This window comes from Oceanospirillum sp., assembly GCF_982874595.1.
Genome location: NZ_CEYNZH010000001.1, coordinates 153,798 through 169,407, shown reverse-complemented (window position 1 = coordinate 169,407; position 15,610 = coordinate 153,798). Strand labels below are relative to the sequence as shown.

The following is a 15,610-nucleotide window of genomic DNA, read 5'->3' as shown; positions in this document are numbered from 1 at the left end:
GAAGGTAGCCATAACGGAAAGATCATCGTGGCGGCGACCCGCATCAAAGAGATTCCCCATCGATCGATGAGGATCTCTTTGGCTGTGCCGTGATGATTAAGAAAGAACAACAACACCTTCGATCTCAACCAGAGAGCCTTTAGGCAGTTCTTTGATACCCACTGCTGCGCGTGCCGGATAAGGCTGTTTGAAGAAACGACCCATGACTTCATTCACGGTCGCGAAATTAGACAGGTCGGTCAGATAGATATTCAGTTTCACCACGTCAGACAGCTGACCACCAGCGGCTTCAACCACCGCAGAGATATTTTTGAATACCTGCTCAGTCTGTTCAGCAAAATCATCTGAGATGATCTCCATGGTTTCCGGTACCAAAGGAATCTGGCCGGACAGATAAACGGTATCGCCTGCTTTTACCGCCTGTGAATAAGTTCCGATCGCTGCCGGGGCTTTATCTGTGTGGATAACACCTTTATTACTCATTGCATCTTCTCCGTTTTCTTATTGCTATTGGGCTTATTGTTTAGAGGATTTCTGCAGAATGGTACGGGGCAGAAACCGAAACAGCAGACCACAAGGGTCTGCTGTTATAGAGATGTAGGGAATCAGATAGGTCTAACGTCGCGCTCGGGTAATACGGCTGACGTTGCTCAGGGTGCGGATGCGGCGCATCACTTTAGCCAGGTGTACGCGATTCGCGATACTCATTTCGATATTCACCATGGTCAGGCGGGCATCCCGCTCTTCGGTGGTGATCTTCTCTATGTTCCCGTCAGCCTCGGTGATCAGAGCCGCTAGCGACGCGATAAACCCTTTCTGGTGCTCTGCTTCAACTCTGAGTACCACGGTAAAATCACCCGTCACACCCTCAGACCAGTCCATTGGCACACAGCGATTACTGTCATCACGGATATCAGCAATATTGCGGCAGGTATCCACATGAATCACGATACCTCGACCACTACTGATATGGCCAACCACAGGATCACCGGGTATTGGGTGGCAACAACGTGCGTAAGAGGTGACCATTCCCTCGGTACCACTGATCGCCAGCTTGTTGTTCGTGGAAACCGGAGTCTGCTCCTGCTCGGCAGAGTTACCTTCCTGACCGATAAGAGCCCGCGCGACACCAAAGGCCATGCGGTTACCCAGACCGATCGCATCCAGCAGATCCTGTTCGGTTTCGTACTGGAACTCTTTCAGCAGTGCCTCGATCTGAGATTTCGGAATTTCATCATACTGTTTGTCGAAGGCATCCAGTGCCTTGTTCAGCAGGCGTTTGCCCAGCGAAACTGATTCTGCACGTTGCTGATTCTTCAGGTAATGGCGAATCGCGCTTCGCGCTTTAGCGGTCGCGACAAAGCTTAGCCAGGCCAGATTTGGCCGGGCACTTGGTGCGGTAATAATCTCCACCGACTGACCGCTTTCCAGATGAGCACTTAACGGTGACAGGCGGCGGTTGATACGGGCTGCAACACAGGAGTTACCCACATCGGTATGTACCGCGTAGGCAAAGTCCACAGCGGTGGCACCGGATGGCAGCTCCATAATGTCGCCTTTCGGCGTAAAGACATAAACCTCATCCGGGAAGAGATCCATCTTCACATGCTCGATAAACTCCAGTGAGTTACCGGCACGTTGCTGCATCTCCAGCAGACCTTTCACCCATTGGCGGGCACGGGCATGACTGGCTCCTGTCATGCCTTTGGCGTTATCTTCCTGTTCTGATTTGTACAGCCAATGAGCAGCGATACCGTTATTGGCCATCGACTCCATCTCACGGGTACGGATCTGAACTTCAATCGGAATACCGTTCATACCGATCAGAGAGGTATGCAGCGACTGGTAGCCGTTCGCTTTGGGAATAGCGATATAATCTTTGAAACGGCCGGGAACCGGCTTATAAAGGTTGTGAATAGCACCTAAGATGCGGTAACAGGTATCCACTTTGTCGGTCACGATACGAAAGCCGTAGACATCCATCACTTCCGAGAAAGACTTACGGCGGGCGCGCATCTTACGATACAGACTGAGCAGGTGTTTTTCGCGGCCAAAAACCTTGCCGCTTAACTCCTCTTCGTCGATACAGGCCTGCAGGGCGTTCTGAATCTCGCGGATCACCTGTTTACGGTTACCACGAACACTCTGTACGGCGCGCTTCAGGCGCTCATAGCGCATCGGGTGCATACCCTCGAAACCCAGCTCTTCCAGCTCGGTTCGAATGGTATTGATACCCAGACGGGCAGCAATCGGGGAATAAATATCGAGGGTTTCACGGGCAATACGACGTTTTTTATCCGGCCGCAGAGCGCGCAGTGTTCGCATGTTATGCAGACGATCCGCCAGTTTCACCAGAATCACACGGATATCCTTCGCCATGGCCAGCGCCATTTTCTGAAAGTTTTCCGCCTGCGCGAGGGCTTTGTCCTCGAAGTGAATCTGGGTCAGCTTGGAAACCCCATCCACCAGATCGGCAACGGTTTCACCGAACTGCTTGGCGAGCGCTTCCTTGGTAACCGGGGTATCTTCAATCACATCGTGCAGCATGGCGGCCATCAGGCTCTGATGGTCCATGTGCATGTTGGCAAGAATGGTGGCCACCGCTAACGGGTGAGTCACATAGTGCTCACCGCTGCGGCGGCGCTGGCCATCGTGGGCCTGCTCGGCGAAATAATACGCACGACGTACCTGCTGAATTTCTTCAGGCTTCAGGTAACCACGCAGGCGATCCACTAAGTCTTCAATGGTTGACACAGTGCAGCTCCTTAAACTGATTTGCTTGAACAGCTGCCGGAAAAAACGGGTTTAATCTGTGCCAACATAGGCGACTTACTCCTCGTCGTCACCCTGGAATTCACGACCGATCGCTTCCGCATCACGCAGCAGTTTGCTGGTTACGTGACCTTCTGCAATTTCACGCAGCGCCATAACCGTTGGCTTGTCGTTTTCCCATGCCAGCATAGGATCTTTACCGCCGGTGCTCAGCTGATGAGCACGTTTGCTGGCAACCATGACCAGTTCAAAGCGGTTTTCTACGTTTTCTAAACAATCTTCAACAGTGACGCGAGCCATTTGGTATCCCCAAATTAAAAAATTACAACCAGCAGAGAATCGCCCAGTTTACTGAATTACGGCTTTCTCTGACAAGAGATCAACGACAACTTAATCCCGCAAGTGGCGGGCTTTATAGGTCAAAAGTTAAGCCAAAAGATCGTTGATCAGCAGACCCTGGCGCTGTTGCTGGTTTTTCAGCAACTGGCGTTGGGCAATAATAACAGATCGCAGCTCATTCAGAGCGACTTCAAAGCGATCATTGATGATGACATAGTCATATTCATCGTAATGCGACATCTCACTCACCGCCTGAGCCATTCGGCCAGCGATAATTTCGGCTGAATCCTGCCCGCGATTGTCCAATCGTTCCTGTAAGGCTGCTTTTGATGGTGGCAGAATAAAGATTCCCACAGCCTCCGGCATCAGCTGGCGAACCTGCTGCGCGCCCTGCCAGTCGATCTCCAGAATGATGTCGGTTCCGGCATTCAGCTGCTCTTCCAGCCAGATGCGGGAGGTGCCGTAAAAGTTACCGAAAACTTCGGCATGCTCCAGAAACGCCTCTTCCGCCAGTAGCGCTTTGAACTGCTCAACGGAAACGAAGTTGTAGTTCACGCCATCTTCTTCACCAGGGCGGGGAGCCCGGGTGGTGTGTGACACGGACACTTTAATGTGGCGGGTCTGTTCCAGCAGCGCAGTGACCAAACTAGACTTACCGGCACCGGAGGGTGCTGAAACAATATAAAGCGTGCCCTTAGAGCGGTTTTCCTCTGGGTGTTGAAGCGCAGAGTTCTGAGACATGTCGGATTCCTAAAGCCTGTATTCTTAGCGTGGATTTTATCGGTATTACAACGCAGATGCGACTTTTACCAAGGAAGCGATTCTTGAAAAAGGTCTTTCCCTACTTTTCATAAAAACAAGTGCAGTGTCGCCTTAACTATCTTGATGTATTTAAGAGCGATATCCGCCTAATTATGTCCTTTAGCTTGGCATTTCAGACATAGAATTGCCTGCTGTCAGAAGATTTTACGGTGATCCGGGCCGCAGGTTCCGGATCGGTGGCCTGCCTTCCAGACCGGTAAACAACTTGAGAAACCCGCGCCAGTTTTTGTCTGAGCAGGTAGAATAGAGGTCTTTTTTTACAGACCGGCCCAACCTGAAGGACGTGATATGTCGCAACTACTTCGTATCGTACTGATCAACACCCACCTTGATGGCGTGGTGGAACTGCAGCTGGATGAACACGCCAACATCTGCGGTACGAACGCCTCAGGTAAAACCACCCTGCAACGTCTGGTACCGGTATTCTACGGTGAGCTGCCCAACCGCGTCGTACCGAAGACACGTAAAAAGTTCGATGAGTTCTATCTGCCCCTCAGCAAGAGCTACATCATTTACGAATACCGACGCGACAACGGCGATATCTGCCAGACGGTACTCACCAAAAAGAGCGATGGTGGTCTGGAATACCGCTTAGTCGGCATTCCCTACAACAGCGAACATTACCTGAAGGCAGATGGTAAGGGGCGCTACACCACCTTCAGCTACAGCGAGTGGGCCAGTCTGGTCCGACATCAGGCCGCAGGTCTGGTCTCGCCTAAGATCAGTGCCACCAGCGAATATCGCAGCATCATTCAGAATGACACCAGTGCTCTGCGGGGTAATAACGCAGAAAGCATCCGCCTGAGACGTCTGGCCGCTAATTTCAGTCTGGTCAGTGGCGCGCACAAACTGCGGCATATTGAAAAGCTGGTCAGTGCCGTACACGCCAAAGAAGGCAAGATGGATACCCTGAAGGCGATGCTGGCCGCGATTTTTGAAGAAGATGGCGTTGTTTTACCGGCTACCCGGGTGAAAAACACCAAGGCCCGTGAATGGATTCAACAGATGCGTCAGTCCAAGGGGCTGAAGGATCTGCAGCAGAAACTGGATGACCTGAAACAGCTGGCGCGACAGCTGGAAGGCCTGGAATCTCAGCTGGTTGGTCTGCAGCCTCTGTTGCAAAAAGATCAGCAGCAACAGCTGCAGCAAAAAGCAGATAGCGAAGAGATTCTGCATGGCCTGCGTAAACAGATCAGCCACCTGAAAGAAACCTTTCAGGAGCAGGAAAGCGACATCAACAGCCGTCTGAGTAAGGCCGGACATGATCTTAAAGAGACTCAGGCTCGTCTGGATCGCATGCAGCAACGTTTCGACGACTACGAAGCGCAGGATATGGCGCAGTTGCAGCGGGATACCGATTCCCTGCCCCTTTGGCGGGAAACACTCCAGGACCTGCAGGAACAGTATCAGTTGATGGCCGAGCAACAGGGCGATCTGGAGCGTCAGCTGGATCTGCGCAAAATTAAATTGTCTGAAGCCCTGGACCGTCATAGCGAGCAGCATGGCCGTAAGGTCAAGGCACTGCAGCTGGAGATCCGTGAGAAGCAGGAAGCGCAGGAGAATCAGCTGGCGGAACTGGATCAGGCATTCCAGAGCCGTTTTCAGCAGCAACAGGAGTTGTTCGCCGAGCAGAAATCCGAATGTCAGAGTGCTATCGCCGTACTGGAAAGCCAGCTGAATGCCCCGCTGGAAACCGAAGAGGAACGGGAAGCGTTAGCAGAGGCGGATGCCCGGTTGGAAGACGCGCAGCAGGTTGCCCGTCAGCACCAGCAGCAGGTACAGCGTAGCCGACAAGCTTTGGACGAAGCACGAACGGCTCAGCAGCAGGCAGATGATCAGTTAGGCCGTCAGCGTCAGCTGGTACAGCAGGCGGATGCAGAGCGGCAGAAATTGCAGCGTCAGCTGACCCCGGAACAGGGCAGCTTGCGCCATTTCCTCCGTGGGAACTATCAGGACTGGGAGCAAACACTGGGCAAGGTGATCGCCCCTGAGCTTCTGGAGCGCAGTGATCTGCAGCCCCGCCTTAGCGAAGCACTGTCTCAGGAAGCAGGTTCAGAGACCGAACACAGCCTGTACGGTTTATTGCTGGAACTGAATCAGCTGGATCTGCCGGATTACGCTCAGGATGAAGCCGCGATCCAACACCGCATCCAGCAGGCCGAACAGCAGCTGGGCACCGCGAAAGCCGGGCAGGCGGATGCGGAAAAAATGCTCAAAACCTGTCACGAAAACTTTGAGACAGCTAAAGCCGCACTGGAACAGGTGCAGTGGCAGCAGCAGGAACACGAACAGAATATCGACTACGTACGTGATGCCCGTGATCGCTTAAGAGAGCAACAGAAAGCTGCTCTTAATGCCCGCAAGCAGCAATTGTCTGATCAGTGGAATGAGAAAAAACAGCAGCTGGAACAGATCTCCTCCCGTCAGCAGTTGGATCTGCAGGCGATGAAGGATGATCACCAGAATCAGCGCCTGGAGCTGAAAGCTGACTGGCAAGGTGCCTTGCAGCAGCTGGATGATCAGATCGAACAGCTGGATCAGCAACTGGCAGAGCGCCGGGAAGAAAACCGCAAGCAGCTTAAAGAGCTGCAGAAAGCCTTTGAAGAAGAGCTGTCTGCCAAAGGGATTGACCCGAAACGCCTTAGCGAGCTGAAACAACGCCAGGAGCAGCTGAAACAGCAGATCCGTCAGGTGGAAGAGCGTCAGGACAGCCTGCGCCAGTGGCAGGACTTTATGCAGGTCGACTGGCAGCAGCGTCGCCCACAGCTGTTGTCGGAAGAAACCGAACTCAAGCAGCAGCAGCGTAATCTGCAGCAGGCTCTGAGTGAGCTGAAAAGTGATTTCAGCCGTCAGAGCAAACAGCTGGAAGGTGATAAAGAAACTCATCAGAATCGCATCCGTCAGGCGGAAGAAACGCTGGGCCTGCTGCGTAATGTTCTGCTTCGTTTGGATGAGTTGGATCTGTTGGGCAGTATCCTTGCCGAACAGTCTGATGGCAGTGATCTGACGGAGCGTCTGGCGCGGGTCAATGAAGCGCTGGAGCAACGCGGTAAGCAACTTGCGTTGCTGGATAAGAATGTCAGTCAGTTTGAGAGCGAACTGAATAAAAACGCCAGCCGCGAATTTATTGATCGCCTTGAGCATGAGAAAAGTAAGCTGCCGGACTTTGCCGGAACCCGCGAACAACTGCCGATTCTCACCGACCTGCTGCATATCCTGAAAGATCAGCAACAGCAGCTGCTGGAGATGGGTGAAAACATTGGCGGTGATCTGAAAAAATTCTTCGATGTGTTCAGCGATATCAACCGCCGTATTAACCGTCAGAGCCGCCGCCTGAGCGAGGCGGTTTCTGATGATCTTGTGCTGGAAGGTATCAGCCGTTCCGAGGTGCGAATTCTTTCCACCATCGATGAGCTGGGTTTCTGGCAGCCGCTGAAAAAGTTCGCCAAGCTCTACGATCAGTGGCGTGACAGCGGTCACGACGAACCGACTGACGAATATCTGAATGCGTTGTCCGATGTGGCCGAGCTGCTGCGTTCCGATGAACAGTACAGCTTTGAATCTCTGTTGCGACTGGAACTGCACCTGAGTGAAGGCGGGTCGGATTTGGTGATCAAAAATGATCGTCAGCTGCTGGAATCCTCCAGCCACGGTATGGCGTACCTGATCCTGTGTAAGTACTTGCTGGCGTTTACCCGCCTGTTAAAAGGCGATGCGGACGTTACCCTGCATTGGCCGATTGATGAGATCGGCACCCTGGCCTACCACAACGTCGAACGTCTGTTCCAGGCCTGCAGCAGCAACCGGATTGTGGTGGTGGGAGCCTTCCCGAATCCGGAATCTGATGTGCTTATGTTGTTCCGGCACCGCTACCTGATTGAAGCGGATCAGCAGCGTCCGGACCTGCGTCGACTCAAACGTATTCAACCTAAAGTCAGCAAACTGGCGGAGCGTCTGGCTGAGAAACAAGCCAGCTCTGCAATCCATCAGGAGACCTCAGCATGATTCAACACGGCCCCCTGTTAGAGCGCCTGCTTGCGGGTGATTTCGTCTGCGCCATCAGTGATCCTGACGGTTATCGTCACCTGAGTGATGGCGAAACCCGTGATGCCATTAATGATTACCTGCGCCCCCTGAACCGACGTCTGGCCGCCAATGATGATAAGAGTGTCTACTTTCTTGCCTATCAGGAATTAACGCCGGAAGCACGGGAGCAGATCAGTCATCAGTTTGCCCTGACCGTGCAATCCCTGTTGCCGGTGCTGGAGTGGTTACAGCTGGTGCAGGAAACCCTGGGCCATGACAGCGCCCTCAGCGCGGGTGATACTCTGAAAATGCAGGAGTTTGTGCTGCGTGCTGAAGATAACCAGAGTCTGCGTCAGCGCCTGCAAACACTGGCTAATGATCGTTTCTTTAACAGCCAGAGTGAGGCGCTGGATCAGCAAGTAAAACTGATTTTCCGCCGCCTGAAAGACCACGGCTATCTGCAGCAACCTCACGGTGACCGTCACTATTATGTGGTGACCGGCAAAATCGATTATCTGCTGGATATGATTCGCTTTATCCGTGACGAAGAGCACCTGCCGGTGGAGGATGATCCGACCCAGGAGGTACTGCTCTGATGGCGGATGCAGCAGACCGCAATCTCACCTCCAGCTTGTTCACCATCGGGGCCGAGCGGCTGGCGCTGTTGGGTAAATACCATAAGGTGCTGATGCAGGGGTATCTGCAGGGTTTTGTTGATGAAGCAGAACTCAGTGACAGCGCCCTGAAAAAACTGATCGCTGCCCGTATTCTCTGGCGACCGGATGAGACGCAGTCCCTCACCTTGCGACCTCAGTTGAGTGAGCTGATCGCCAGCATGGTATCGGATGAAAACCGCCGACAGGTGAATGCCGATGTTGCCCAAAAGCTGGAGCAGATTCACAACCGGGTTCAGGCCTACAAAGAAGCGCAATTTAAAGGCGATTACACCGTTGCAGAGATGCAGCTGCAGCGTCTTACCGAGCTGGTGCATGACCTTTCCGGCCAGTTTGAAGAGGCGATTGACAGTCTCTGGAACCGACTGAACACCGACTTCGGCTTTGTCGGCAGCCTGAACGAAAAAATTCGTGAGAATGAACGCGCCCAGCAACAGCTACGCCGCCTGCTCGATGGCCTGCAACTGATCGACTTTAACCAGATGATTGAGCTGGCAGAAGGTAACAGCCATCTGCGTAAACTGCTGGTCAGCCGTTTGCAGTATCAGTTGAGCGGCCATCACGGTAGCTTGCTGGAAGTGCAGAAACGACTGGTCGCTCTGTTGGCAAAATTCCGTCAGCAGCAGTCCCGGTCACTGTTGATCAACAATATGGTCAGCTTTCTCAAGCAGCACCCCGCTTATAGCCCGGCAGATTATCCCCATCGCAGTAGCGTGCCGGACCTGTTTAATCAGGCTGCACCGATTCAGCTGAAAGGTGCCGCGGCCTTTGACCGCGCCGGAGAGCGTCAGCGTCTGGCCGAGTTGGTGCATGACCTGCCGAAAAGCGATCACACCCCGACACCGGATGCTAAGAGCGCCACCTTCACCGCGCCATTTGTCGATGAAGAGGTCGCAGCCCGACAGAAAGCCCTGAAACAGGATGTGGAAAACTTTTATCTGCATATCATCGACCGCGCCACTGAAACCCCGGATCTGGCCGAGCACCAACCAACGGTCAGTGCCCTTGCTTATCGGGATGAGCAGCAGCTGGAATGGGACCCTGAGATCTGGCTTTACCAGATTATCTCCGATTATCAGGCCCTGCCCCGACAGGATCAGCGCCTGTTCCGCCTGACCAATCAGGAAGCCAAGGCATCCGCCACCAATGGTCTTATGCTGATTCAGGATATTCAGCTGCAGTTGCGGGTGTAGGCATTCAGACGTTACAGGAGGCACCAATTGGACGTTTTGCCAGGCAATGTAAATCGCTGGCTGCGGGATAAAGAAGCCCGGGTTCGCCGTGAACATCGGGTGAAAGTAAAGCGCGGTAAACTCCTAACCCGGCTGATCCAATGGTGTCTCGATCAGGATCTGCCCTCAGATCTTTGTCCCGCTAATAGCCTGCAACTGAATGAGTTTTATCTCACGCCTGAACTGCTGGATGCCATTGATCAGCGCCAACGGCTTTTGGGGCACCACAGCTTTCGGGATGATCTGAGCGACAAAACCCGAATGGAACAAGCGCAACAAAGCGATCAGGAAGATAAACAGCAAGGCCTTAAACCCCGGGAAAACCGCGTGCTGGTTTATCTGCCGAAACCTCTGCCCTGTGAACTGACAGGACAGATTCAGGTTGTGGATCTTGACGTAACCACTCTGGATCTCAGCCGCTTTAGCCGCCTGATCGCCGTCGAAAACCTCGATTGTTTTTACGAGCTGGCGGATTTTTGCCTCAGCCTGCAGGCAGATGACCTGATCGTGTATCGGGGCGACACGCTCTACGCCCGAGGCGTAAAAAAGCTTCGGCAGGCATGGCGGGCCCTGCACCCCGATGATCAGACGCATCTTATGGTGTACTTTGGTGATTTTGATCCCGCCGGCGTCAAAATTGCCATCAGCGAAGGTTATCAGCAGCTGCTGTTACCGCCTGACGATCAGCTGAAAGAATACGCCCGCCCCCTGATGAACCCGGAGAAGCAGGATGCCTTTAATCACACCCTGCAAACCTACCAGCCCCAACTTAATCCTGTACTACAAAAACTTCTGCCCATTCTGAAACAACGAGGGCTGCGTCAGCAAAAGGTGCAGGATTTAGGTTTAGCGCTGCGCATTCTGAATATCTATTCTGATAAAGCGCAAGATGGGTCAGGTTGTTAGTGCGGTGTCATCGCATACTGGCGTCAGAAGGTGGTTCCTTCCGCAGAACACAGGCTTTTAGCCGACAGTAAACATCATCAGACAAGATAATCAGGGGCCGGAGTGAATCAGGCAAAGCAGCGCTATCAGCAACGTATGTTGGCGGTATGTGACTACATCTACCAGCATCTGGATCGTGATCTGACTCTGGACGAGCTGAGTCAGGTAGCGCACTTTTCCCGCTATCACTTTCACCGCCAGTTCAGCCAGTTTATGGGCATGAGCGTCACCCGCTTTGTGCAGCAACTGCGACTGAAACGGGCCGCCTACCAGCTGGCCTTTCAGCCGGATCGCCCCATAACCGATATCGCCTTTGATGCCCGCTTTGAACGCCCGGAATCCTTTACCCGCGCCTTCAGACGGGGTTTTGCTCAGTCCCCCAGCGAATTTCGCCATCAGGCCGACTGGATGCTCTGGAACCGCCACTACCAAAATCCGACACCAGATCATCAACAGGAGACACCTGTGAACGTCAATATCGTAACCCAACCCGAGATGCAGATCGCCGTACTGGAACACAAAGGCCCCATGGAAACTGTCATGGCCTCCGCCGGACAGTTTCGCCAATGGCGCATCGAAACCGGCTACTCCCCCATCGCCAGCTGCAAAACCTTCGGTATTATTCTGTGCGACCCGAAAAATACCGCACCGGAGGATTTTCGCTTTGATATCGCCGGCGAAGTCCCGCAATCGGTTCCGGAAAATGCCTTTGGCATCATCAACAAAACCATGGCCGCAGGCCGCTGTGCGGTAGTGCGCCATCAAGGCCCCCACGAAGGACTGGATGCCAAGGTCTATTACCTGTACGGGCAATGGCTACCGGAAAGCGGCGAAGAACTCCGCGACAGCCCTTGCTATTTCCACTATCACAACTTCTTCCCGGAAGTGGATGAACACGAGCTGATAACGGATATTTATCTGCCGATTGTGTGAGGGCGTTGAAGCAGGATCAGGGCTGAAAGATTTCAGCCCTGTGAAATGCCAGTGCCTCAGCGCATGGAGCTAGCTTATTTGGCATCAGAATTTGCTGACCTGCAAAAGCATCGAAGCTAACACGGGCAAATTGAGTATCAAGTTTGAGTAGCTTCGGTGACAGAACGACTTCAAGGTGCTCGTTTAGCGTCAAAAGCCCCTGATCAAAGGCGCGGTCGTGAAGGCTTGATAAAGAAAGTCCGTTTTTGGGATCGAGCCTTCGATTCTGGTGGTCTTTATTCCGCCAAGGAATGATATGGCTAGCGACCAAGAAGGTGGGGTTATCAATGCCGGTGATGCAGCATTTGTGATCGTACGCACTCAGCACAGACTTCCTAAAGAAACTTTGGTTTCTTCTTCCCTTCGTGGTAATCGTATATTCGCCGGTGTCTTTTTCGTCCAGATCAGGTTCTGGCGGTGCTATCTGCTGCTGTTCTAAAAGTTGCTCGCTCTGATCCAGAAAAGCCTCCCAGTCACTGCTAACCTCCCGCCAGACTTCACGATCTAGCGCAGATGCGCTTTTCAAACCGCTACGCCCAGATTCTCTAATATCGGGGTCGAGACTGGCGATATTGCATAGCTTCATCGCTAATGCGGAAGGCGTACGCTCAAGCTTTTGAGCGACTTCGATAATACGAGGTTGATGCTGATGGAACTGCCCAAAGGGCAGTTCACAGTAGATGCGAAGGGCTATATAGAGCTCTTCTTTAGTCCAGTTGCGGCGGGCCATGGTTCATCCTTGAATAAAGAATATTTTCAGCTGCAGTGTTAAATATTATCTAATTTATGATATTAATAATAAAGAAAATGATGCTGGACTTATGTTATAACTTTACCTAGTGGCAATTATTCGTAATGGTATCAATATGCTGATTCGTATTTTCTTTTTATTTCTTGTCTCGTTATCGCCATTTACACTTGCCTCACCCATACAGCAGGATGTGGCACCGTCCACATTAGAAAAAATCAAGCAGCATGATGAAGTGTTAGAAATTATTACTAGGGATTTGAAGCTGATAGTTCAGAATATTCACAATTTAGATAGCTCAATTAATGATGCAAATGGAAAAGCAGAAATTCAGAGCCAAGCGTTAAAGACAGAGATCAATAGACTAGAAGAAAAATTATCCGAATATGAGAATGAGATTGAACTTTTGAAGGCCAGAAGAGTTAATGACTCTTTAGGTATGAATTTTTCGGTTTGGACTGGAATTTTGCTAGCTAGTGTGGCCGTAATCGTTACAACTTTAGGTGTTGTAATTGCTATAGGATCAGTATTTGGCTACAAGAAAATTATGACAAGCTCTCGAGAAGAAGCTGAGCGTGTAGCTAGAGATGAAGCAAATTTAGTCGCCAAAACAGAGGTTGCGGAACGAATTGATAGAGGGGAGTTCAATGATCTGGTTGTTGAAGCTGTAGATCGAGTAGCTTTTGGTAACATTAACTCAAACAACGAGTTGGATGAAGAGATAGAAAGATCATGACATCTAGGGAGTGGTCGCTTTTAAGCGAAGAACAGCAGAAACTAATTACTAGTTTCCATGATAGTTTCCCAGTTCAAGTTGGGGTGCTGGCTAAATCGTTGGGGGTTTCTGTTAAAAGTTCTACCTTAGCCGCTGGTATTTCAGGTGAAATAAGAAGAGAAAATGAGCTTTATATTATTAGAGTAAATAGACATGATGTTAAGGCAAGGCAGAGGTTTACTTTAGCTCATGAGGTAGCTCATTTCCTATTACACAAAGAATATATTGGTGATGGTATTGTTGATGATATTTTATACCGCTCAACTTTATCCGATGCGATGGAGGCTGAAGCAAATAGGCTTGCAGCTGACATATTGATGCCAATGAACTATGTAGATAAAGAAATGAAAGCACTTGCTAAGTACAGGGAAGAAGAACGTATCGAGAAAGTTGCTTCCCTTTTAGGTGTTTCTATTACTGCATTGAAATATCGCATAGGTAAATAGGTAATAATATGTTTGGAGAAAGCTTTTCTTATAAGTATACCCCTATTCTTTCTCTTAGCCCTTCGGAAATGAATGCAATAGAAGAGTTGCCTGAAAAAGATAAGGATCTTATCTTGCCCTTAATTCCCCTTAAAGGTTGGGTTGGCTCTCAATCATTAAATAATTCAGTTCCTCGTATAGAAAAAGCTATAGGAAAAAAACGTAAGTGGATAGCTGATATTGATGGAGAATTTCTCACTGATAAGCTAGATAGTAGTGGTGGATATCCTAGAGAGGTATTCTATCAAATAGAGGAATTGATGGACTCTAAAGGTGGGTATAGAAACTGGTTTAACTTTTTAAAAGAAATTGATAATGCTATTCCAGTAGTCCAAGTTGATGATCTATCAAATATGACAGCTCAGTTAGAGAATCTATATTCTCTTGGTCGAGGAATTGTTCTTAGGTTTAATATAATTCATATTCAGAATGGCACACATGCTGATGTGGCGTATAGTCTTTCTTGTTTAGGCTATGAAGATGTATTTGTTATCTTTGACTATGAGCAAATAGATTCCCGTGATTTTAGGTTTTGGCCTAAAATGGCGGAAGAAATATCCAAATTGAATAGTATTTTGCCTTCAGCAAAGTTCGCTATTTCTTGTACTAGCTTTCCAATGAGCTTTGCGGGGTATGACCAAGGTGAAAACCCTATCACTGAGCGGCTCATATTCAACAAAATTAGAACAAATAACCCAGGGTTCAATTTAGTTTACTCAGATAGAGGTGGAGCTAGGGCAGAGAAACTTTCAGGTGGTAGTGGGGCTCCTGCCCCAAGAATTGACTACCCTCTACCAAACGACTGGAGATTTATTCGGCTAAATACCGATAAAGAAGACCTTTCAACCAGAAAAGACCGAGAAAGAGCTTATTCAGAACTGGCCAAAAGAGTAATAGCTTCAGATTATTGGGAGCCTGAACTTCGATTATGGGGTACACAGGTTATAGAGCTAACCGCTAGGGGAGAGCTCCTTGGAATTAATAATCCGGCGAGGTCAACGGCTGTTCGAATCAATATTCATTTATATAAACAACTTCACTATGATACCCCTGTTTCGGAATTTGATACAGATGAAGAGTGGTTTGACTAATATGTCAGAACTTTGAGCTGATATCTGCTTCCCAGCTTTTCCAAAGTTTTGATTTGAGGGCTTTTTTTTCTTTAATAGCTCGCCTCTCCTTTATATAATTGCTTAGTTTCTCAATGTCAGACGAGTTGATTTTGTTTTCTAAAGAAAGCTTTTTCATTATTTCCTTAGAGTTGTTGTAAAATTTTTCACTCAGGAAATTGTATACCTCTTCTCTTATCGATTTCATTGAGTTGCTTTTTATCATTGACTCTAATCTTGTATTTTTGTCTGATAACCTATGCTCAGGACGAGTTTTTTTCCTGATTTGTGCATCAGTTAAAAAAGAAGATATACTTGACTTGTCTTTTATCTTTTCTTTGACGCCTCTTCTTCTTATGATTATTTTGTTTTGATTTACTTCCCAAACACCTACTTTATTTGGTGTTTGTTTTAGTATGTAGTCAATATGTTTTGAATCGGCAATAACAATTACCTTGTCAAAATACTTTAAGTAATCATTAACTTGCCCGGTGAGTCGGGTTAGGTTATCCGACTCGCTTTTTATTTCATATGCTATTAGTTCACTAGGTGTGACTGTTGCAAAGTCTACTCGGCGTAAAAAGTTACCAATAGTTAGTTCGCTAATAAGTATTGATTTTTCTTTTATATGGTTTTTTTTGTATAAATAATTTACCAATAAAGCTTTTATGTCTTGCTCTAGTAGCTTTGTTTTTTTCATATGTTTATATC

14 protein-coding genes are annotated in these 15,610 nt (G+C 49.7%); 8 read left to right on the top strand and 6 right to left on the bottom strand.

All coding sequences use genetic code 11. The annotated features are described in order from the left end of the window. Positions 1 to 96 precede the first annotated feature (96 nt). The 4 genes from AC4GL5_RS00770 to gmk all read right to left on the bottom strand — a co-directional run bounded on the left by AC4GL5_RS00770 (position 97) and on the right by gmk (position 3,852). Positions 97 to 483, bottom strand: a complete 387-nt coding sequence (locus AC4GL5_RS00770) for a RidA family protein (protein ID WP_490380877.1) — start codon at positions 481 to 483, stop codon at positions 97 to 99. Between the two features lie 132 nt (positions 484 to 615). Next, positions 616 to 2,754 carry a bifunctional GTP diphosphokinase/guanosine-3',5'-bis pyrophosphate 3'-pyrophosphohydrolase gene (spoT, locus tag AC4GL5_RS00765; protein WP_490380876.1) on the bottom strand — a complete coding sequence of 713 codons (2,139 nt, stop codon included), beginning with the start codon at positions 2,752 to 2,754 and terminating at the stop codon, positions 616 to 618. Between the two features lie 75 nt (positions 2,755 to 2,829). Next, positions 2,830 to 3,072, bottom strand: coding sequence for a DNA-directed RNA polymerase subunit omega (gene rpoZ / locus AC4GL5_RS00760; protein WP_490380875.1), 243 nt, complete (start codon positions 3,070 to 3,072; stop codon positions 2,830 to 2,832). Between the two features lie 126 nt (positions 3,073 to 3,198). Then, positions 3,199 to 3,852, bottom strand: coding sequence for a guanylate kinase (gmk, locus tag AC4GL5_RS00755; protein ID WP_490380874.1), 654 nt, complete (start codon positions 3,850 to 3,852; stop codon positions 3,199 to 3,201). A 369-nt stretch (positions 3,853 to 4,221) separates the two neighbouring features. Here gmk and AC4GL5_RS00750 point away from each other — a divergent pair, with 369 nt between their 5' ends. From AC4GL5_RS00750 to AC4GL5_RS00730, 5 genes are all read left to right on the top strand, one after another. Beyond that, positions 4,222 to 7,938 (top strand): ATP-binding protein, encoded by a 3,717-nt coding sequence (locus AC4GL5_RS00750; RefSeq protein WP_490380873.1) that lies wholly within the window; start codon positions 4,222 to 4,224, stop codon positions 7,936 to 7,938. Then, positions 7,935 to 8,555: a condensin complex protein MksE gene (locus AC4GL5_RS00745; RefSeq protein ID WP_490380872.1), complete on the top strand. Its 621-nt coding sequence runs from the start codon at positions 7,935 to 7,937 to the stop codon at positions 8,553 to 8,555. Before AC4GL5_RS00750 ends, AC4GL5_RS00745 begins: the two co-directional genes overlap by 4 nt. Continuing rightward, the gene (locus tag AC4GL5_RS00740; protein ID WP_490380871.1) at positions 8,555 to 9,826 is read left to right on the top strand and encodes a hypothetical protein; all 1,272 of its coding nucleotides are present in this window, start codon (positions 8,555 to 8,557) and stop codon (positions 9,824 to 9,826) included. Before AC4GL5_RS00745 ends, AC4GL5_RS00740 begins: the two co-directional genes overlap by 1 nt. Positions 9,827 to 9,853: 27 nt before the next feature. After that, positions 9,854 to 10,771, top strand: coding sequence for a DUF7281 domain-containing protein (locus AC4GL5_RS00735; RefSeq protein ID WP_490380870.1), 918 nt, complete (start codon positions 9,854 to 9,856; stop codon positions 10,769 to 10,771). A 102-nt stretch (positions 10,772 to 10,873) separates the two neighbouring features. Then, positions 10,874 to 11,743: an AraC family transcriptional regulator gene (locus AC4GL5_RS00730; RefSeq protein WP_490380869.1), complete on the top strand. Its 870-nt coding sequence runs from the start codon at positions 10,874 to 10,876 to the stop codon at positions 11,741 to 11,743. Between the two features lie 16 nt (positions 11,744 to 11,759). Here the strand turns inward: AC4GL5_RS00730 and AC4GL5_RS00725 are convergent, their stop codons facing one another. Next, complete coding sequence (locus tag AC4GL5_RS00725; RefSeq protein ID WP_490380868.1) at positions 11,760 to 12,512, bottom strand: HNH endonuclease; 753 nt, start codon at positions 12,510 to 12,512, stop codon at positions 11,760 to 11,762. Positions 12,513 to 12,648: 136 nt separating this feature from the next. Between AC4GL5_RS00725 and AC4GL5_RS00720 the strand changes: the two genes are divergently transcribed. From AC4GL5_RS00720 to AC4GL5_RS00710, 3 genes are read left to right on the top strand one after another with little or no spacing between them, the layout of a single operon-like run. Then, positions 12,649 to 13,266: a hypothetical protein gene (locus AC4GL5_RS00720; protein ID WP_490380867.1), complete on the top strand. Its 618-nt coding sequence runs from the start codon at positions 12,649 to 12,651 to the stop codon at positions 13,264 to 13,266. Beyond that, entirely contained in the window at positions 13,263 to 13,751 is a 489-nt protein-coding gene (locus tag AC4GL5_RS00715; protein ID WP_490380866.1) for an ImmA/IrrE family metallo-endopeptidase, read from the top strand. Before AC4GL5_RS00720 ends, AC4GL5_RS00715 begins: the two co-directional genes overlap by 4 nt. A gap of 8 nt (positions 13,752 to 13,759) precedes the next feature. Next, on the top strand, positions 13,760 to 14,881 hold the full coding sequence (locus AC4GL5_RS00710; RefSeq protein ID WP_490380865.1) for a beta family protein: 1,122 nt from the start codon (positions 13,760 to 13,762) through the stop codon (positions 14,879 to 14,881). A gap of 4 nt (positions 14,882 to 14,885) precedes the next feature. On the opposite strand, the gene AC4GL5_RS00705 is transcribed toward AC4GL5_RS00710, so the two are convergent. After that, positions 14,886 to 15,599: a sce7726 family protein gene (locus tag AC4GL5_RS00705; RefSeq protein ID WP_490380864.1), complete on the bottom strand. Its 714-nt coding sequence runs from the start codon at positions 15,597 to 15,599 to the stop codon at positions 14,886 to 14,888. Positions 15,600 to 15,610 lie beyond the last annotated feature (11 nt).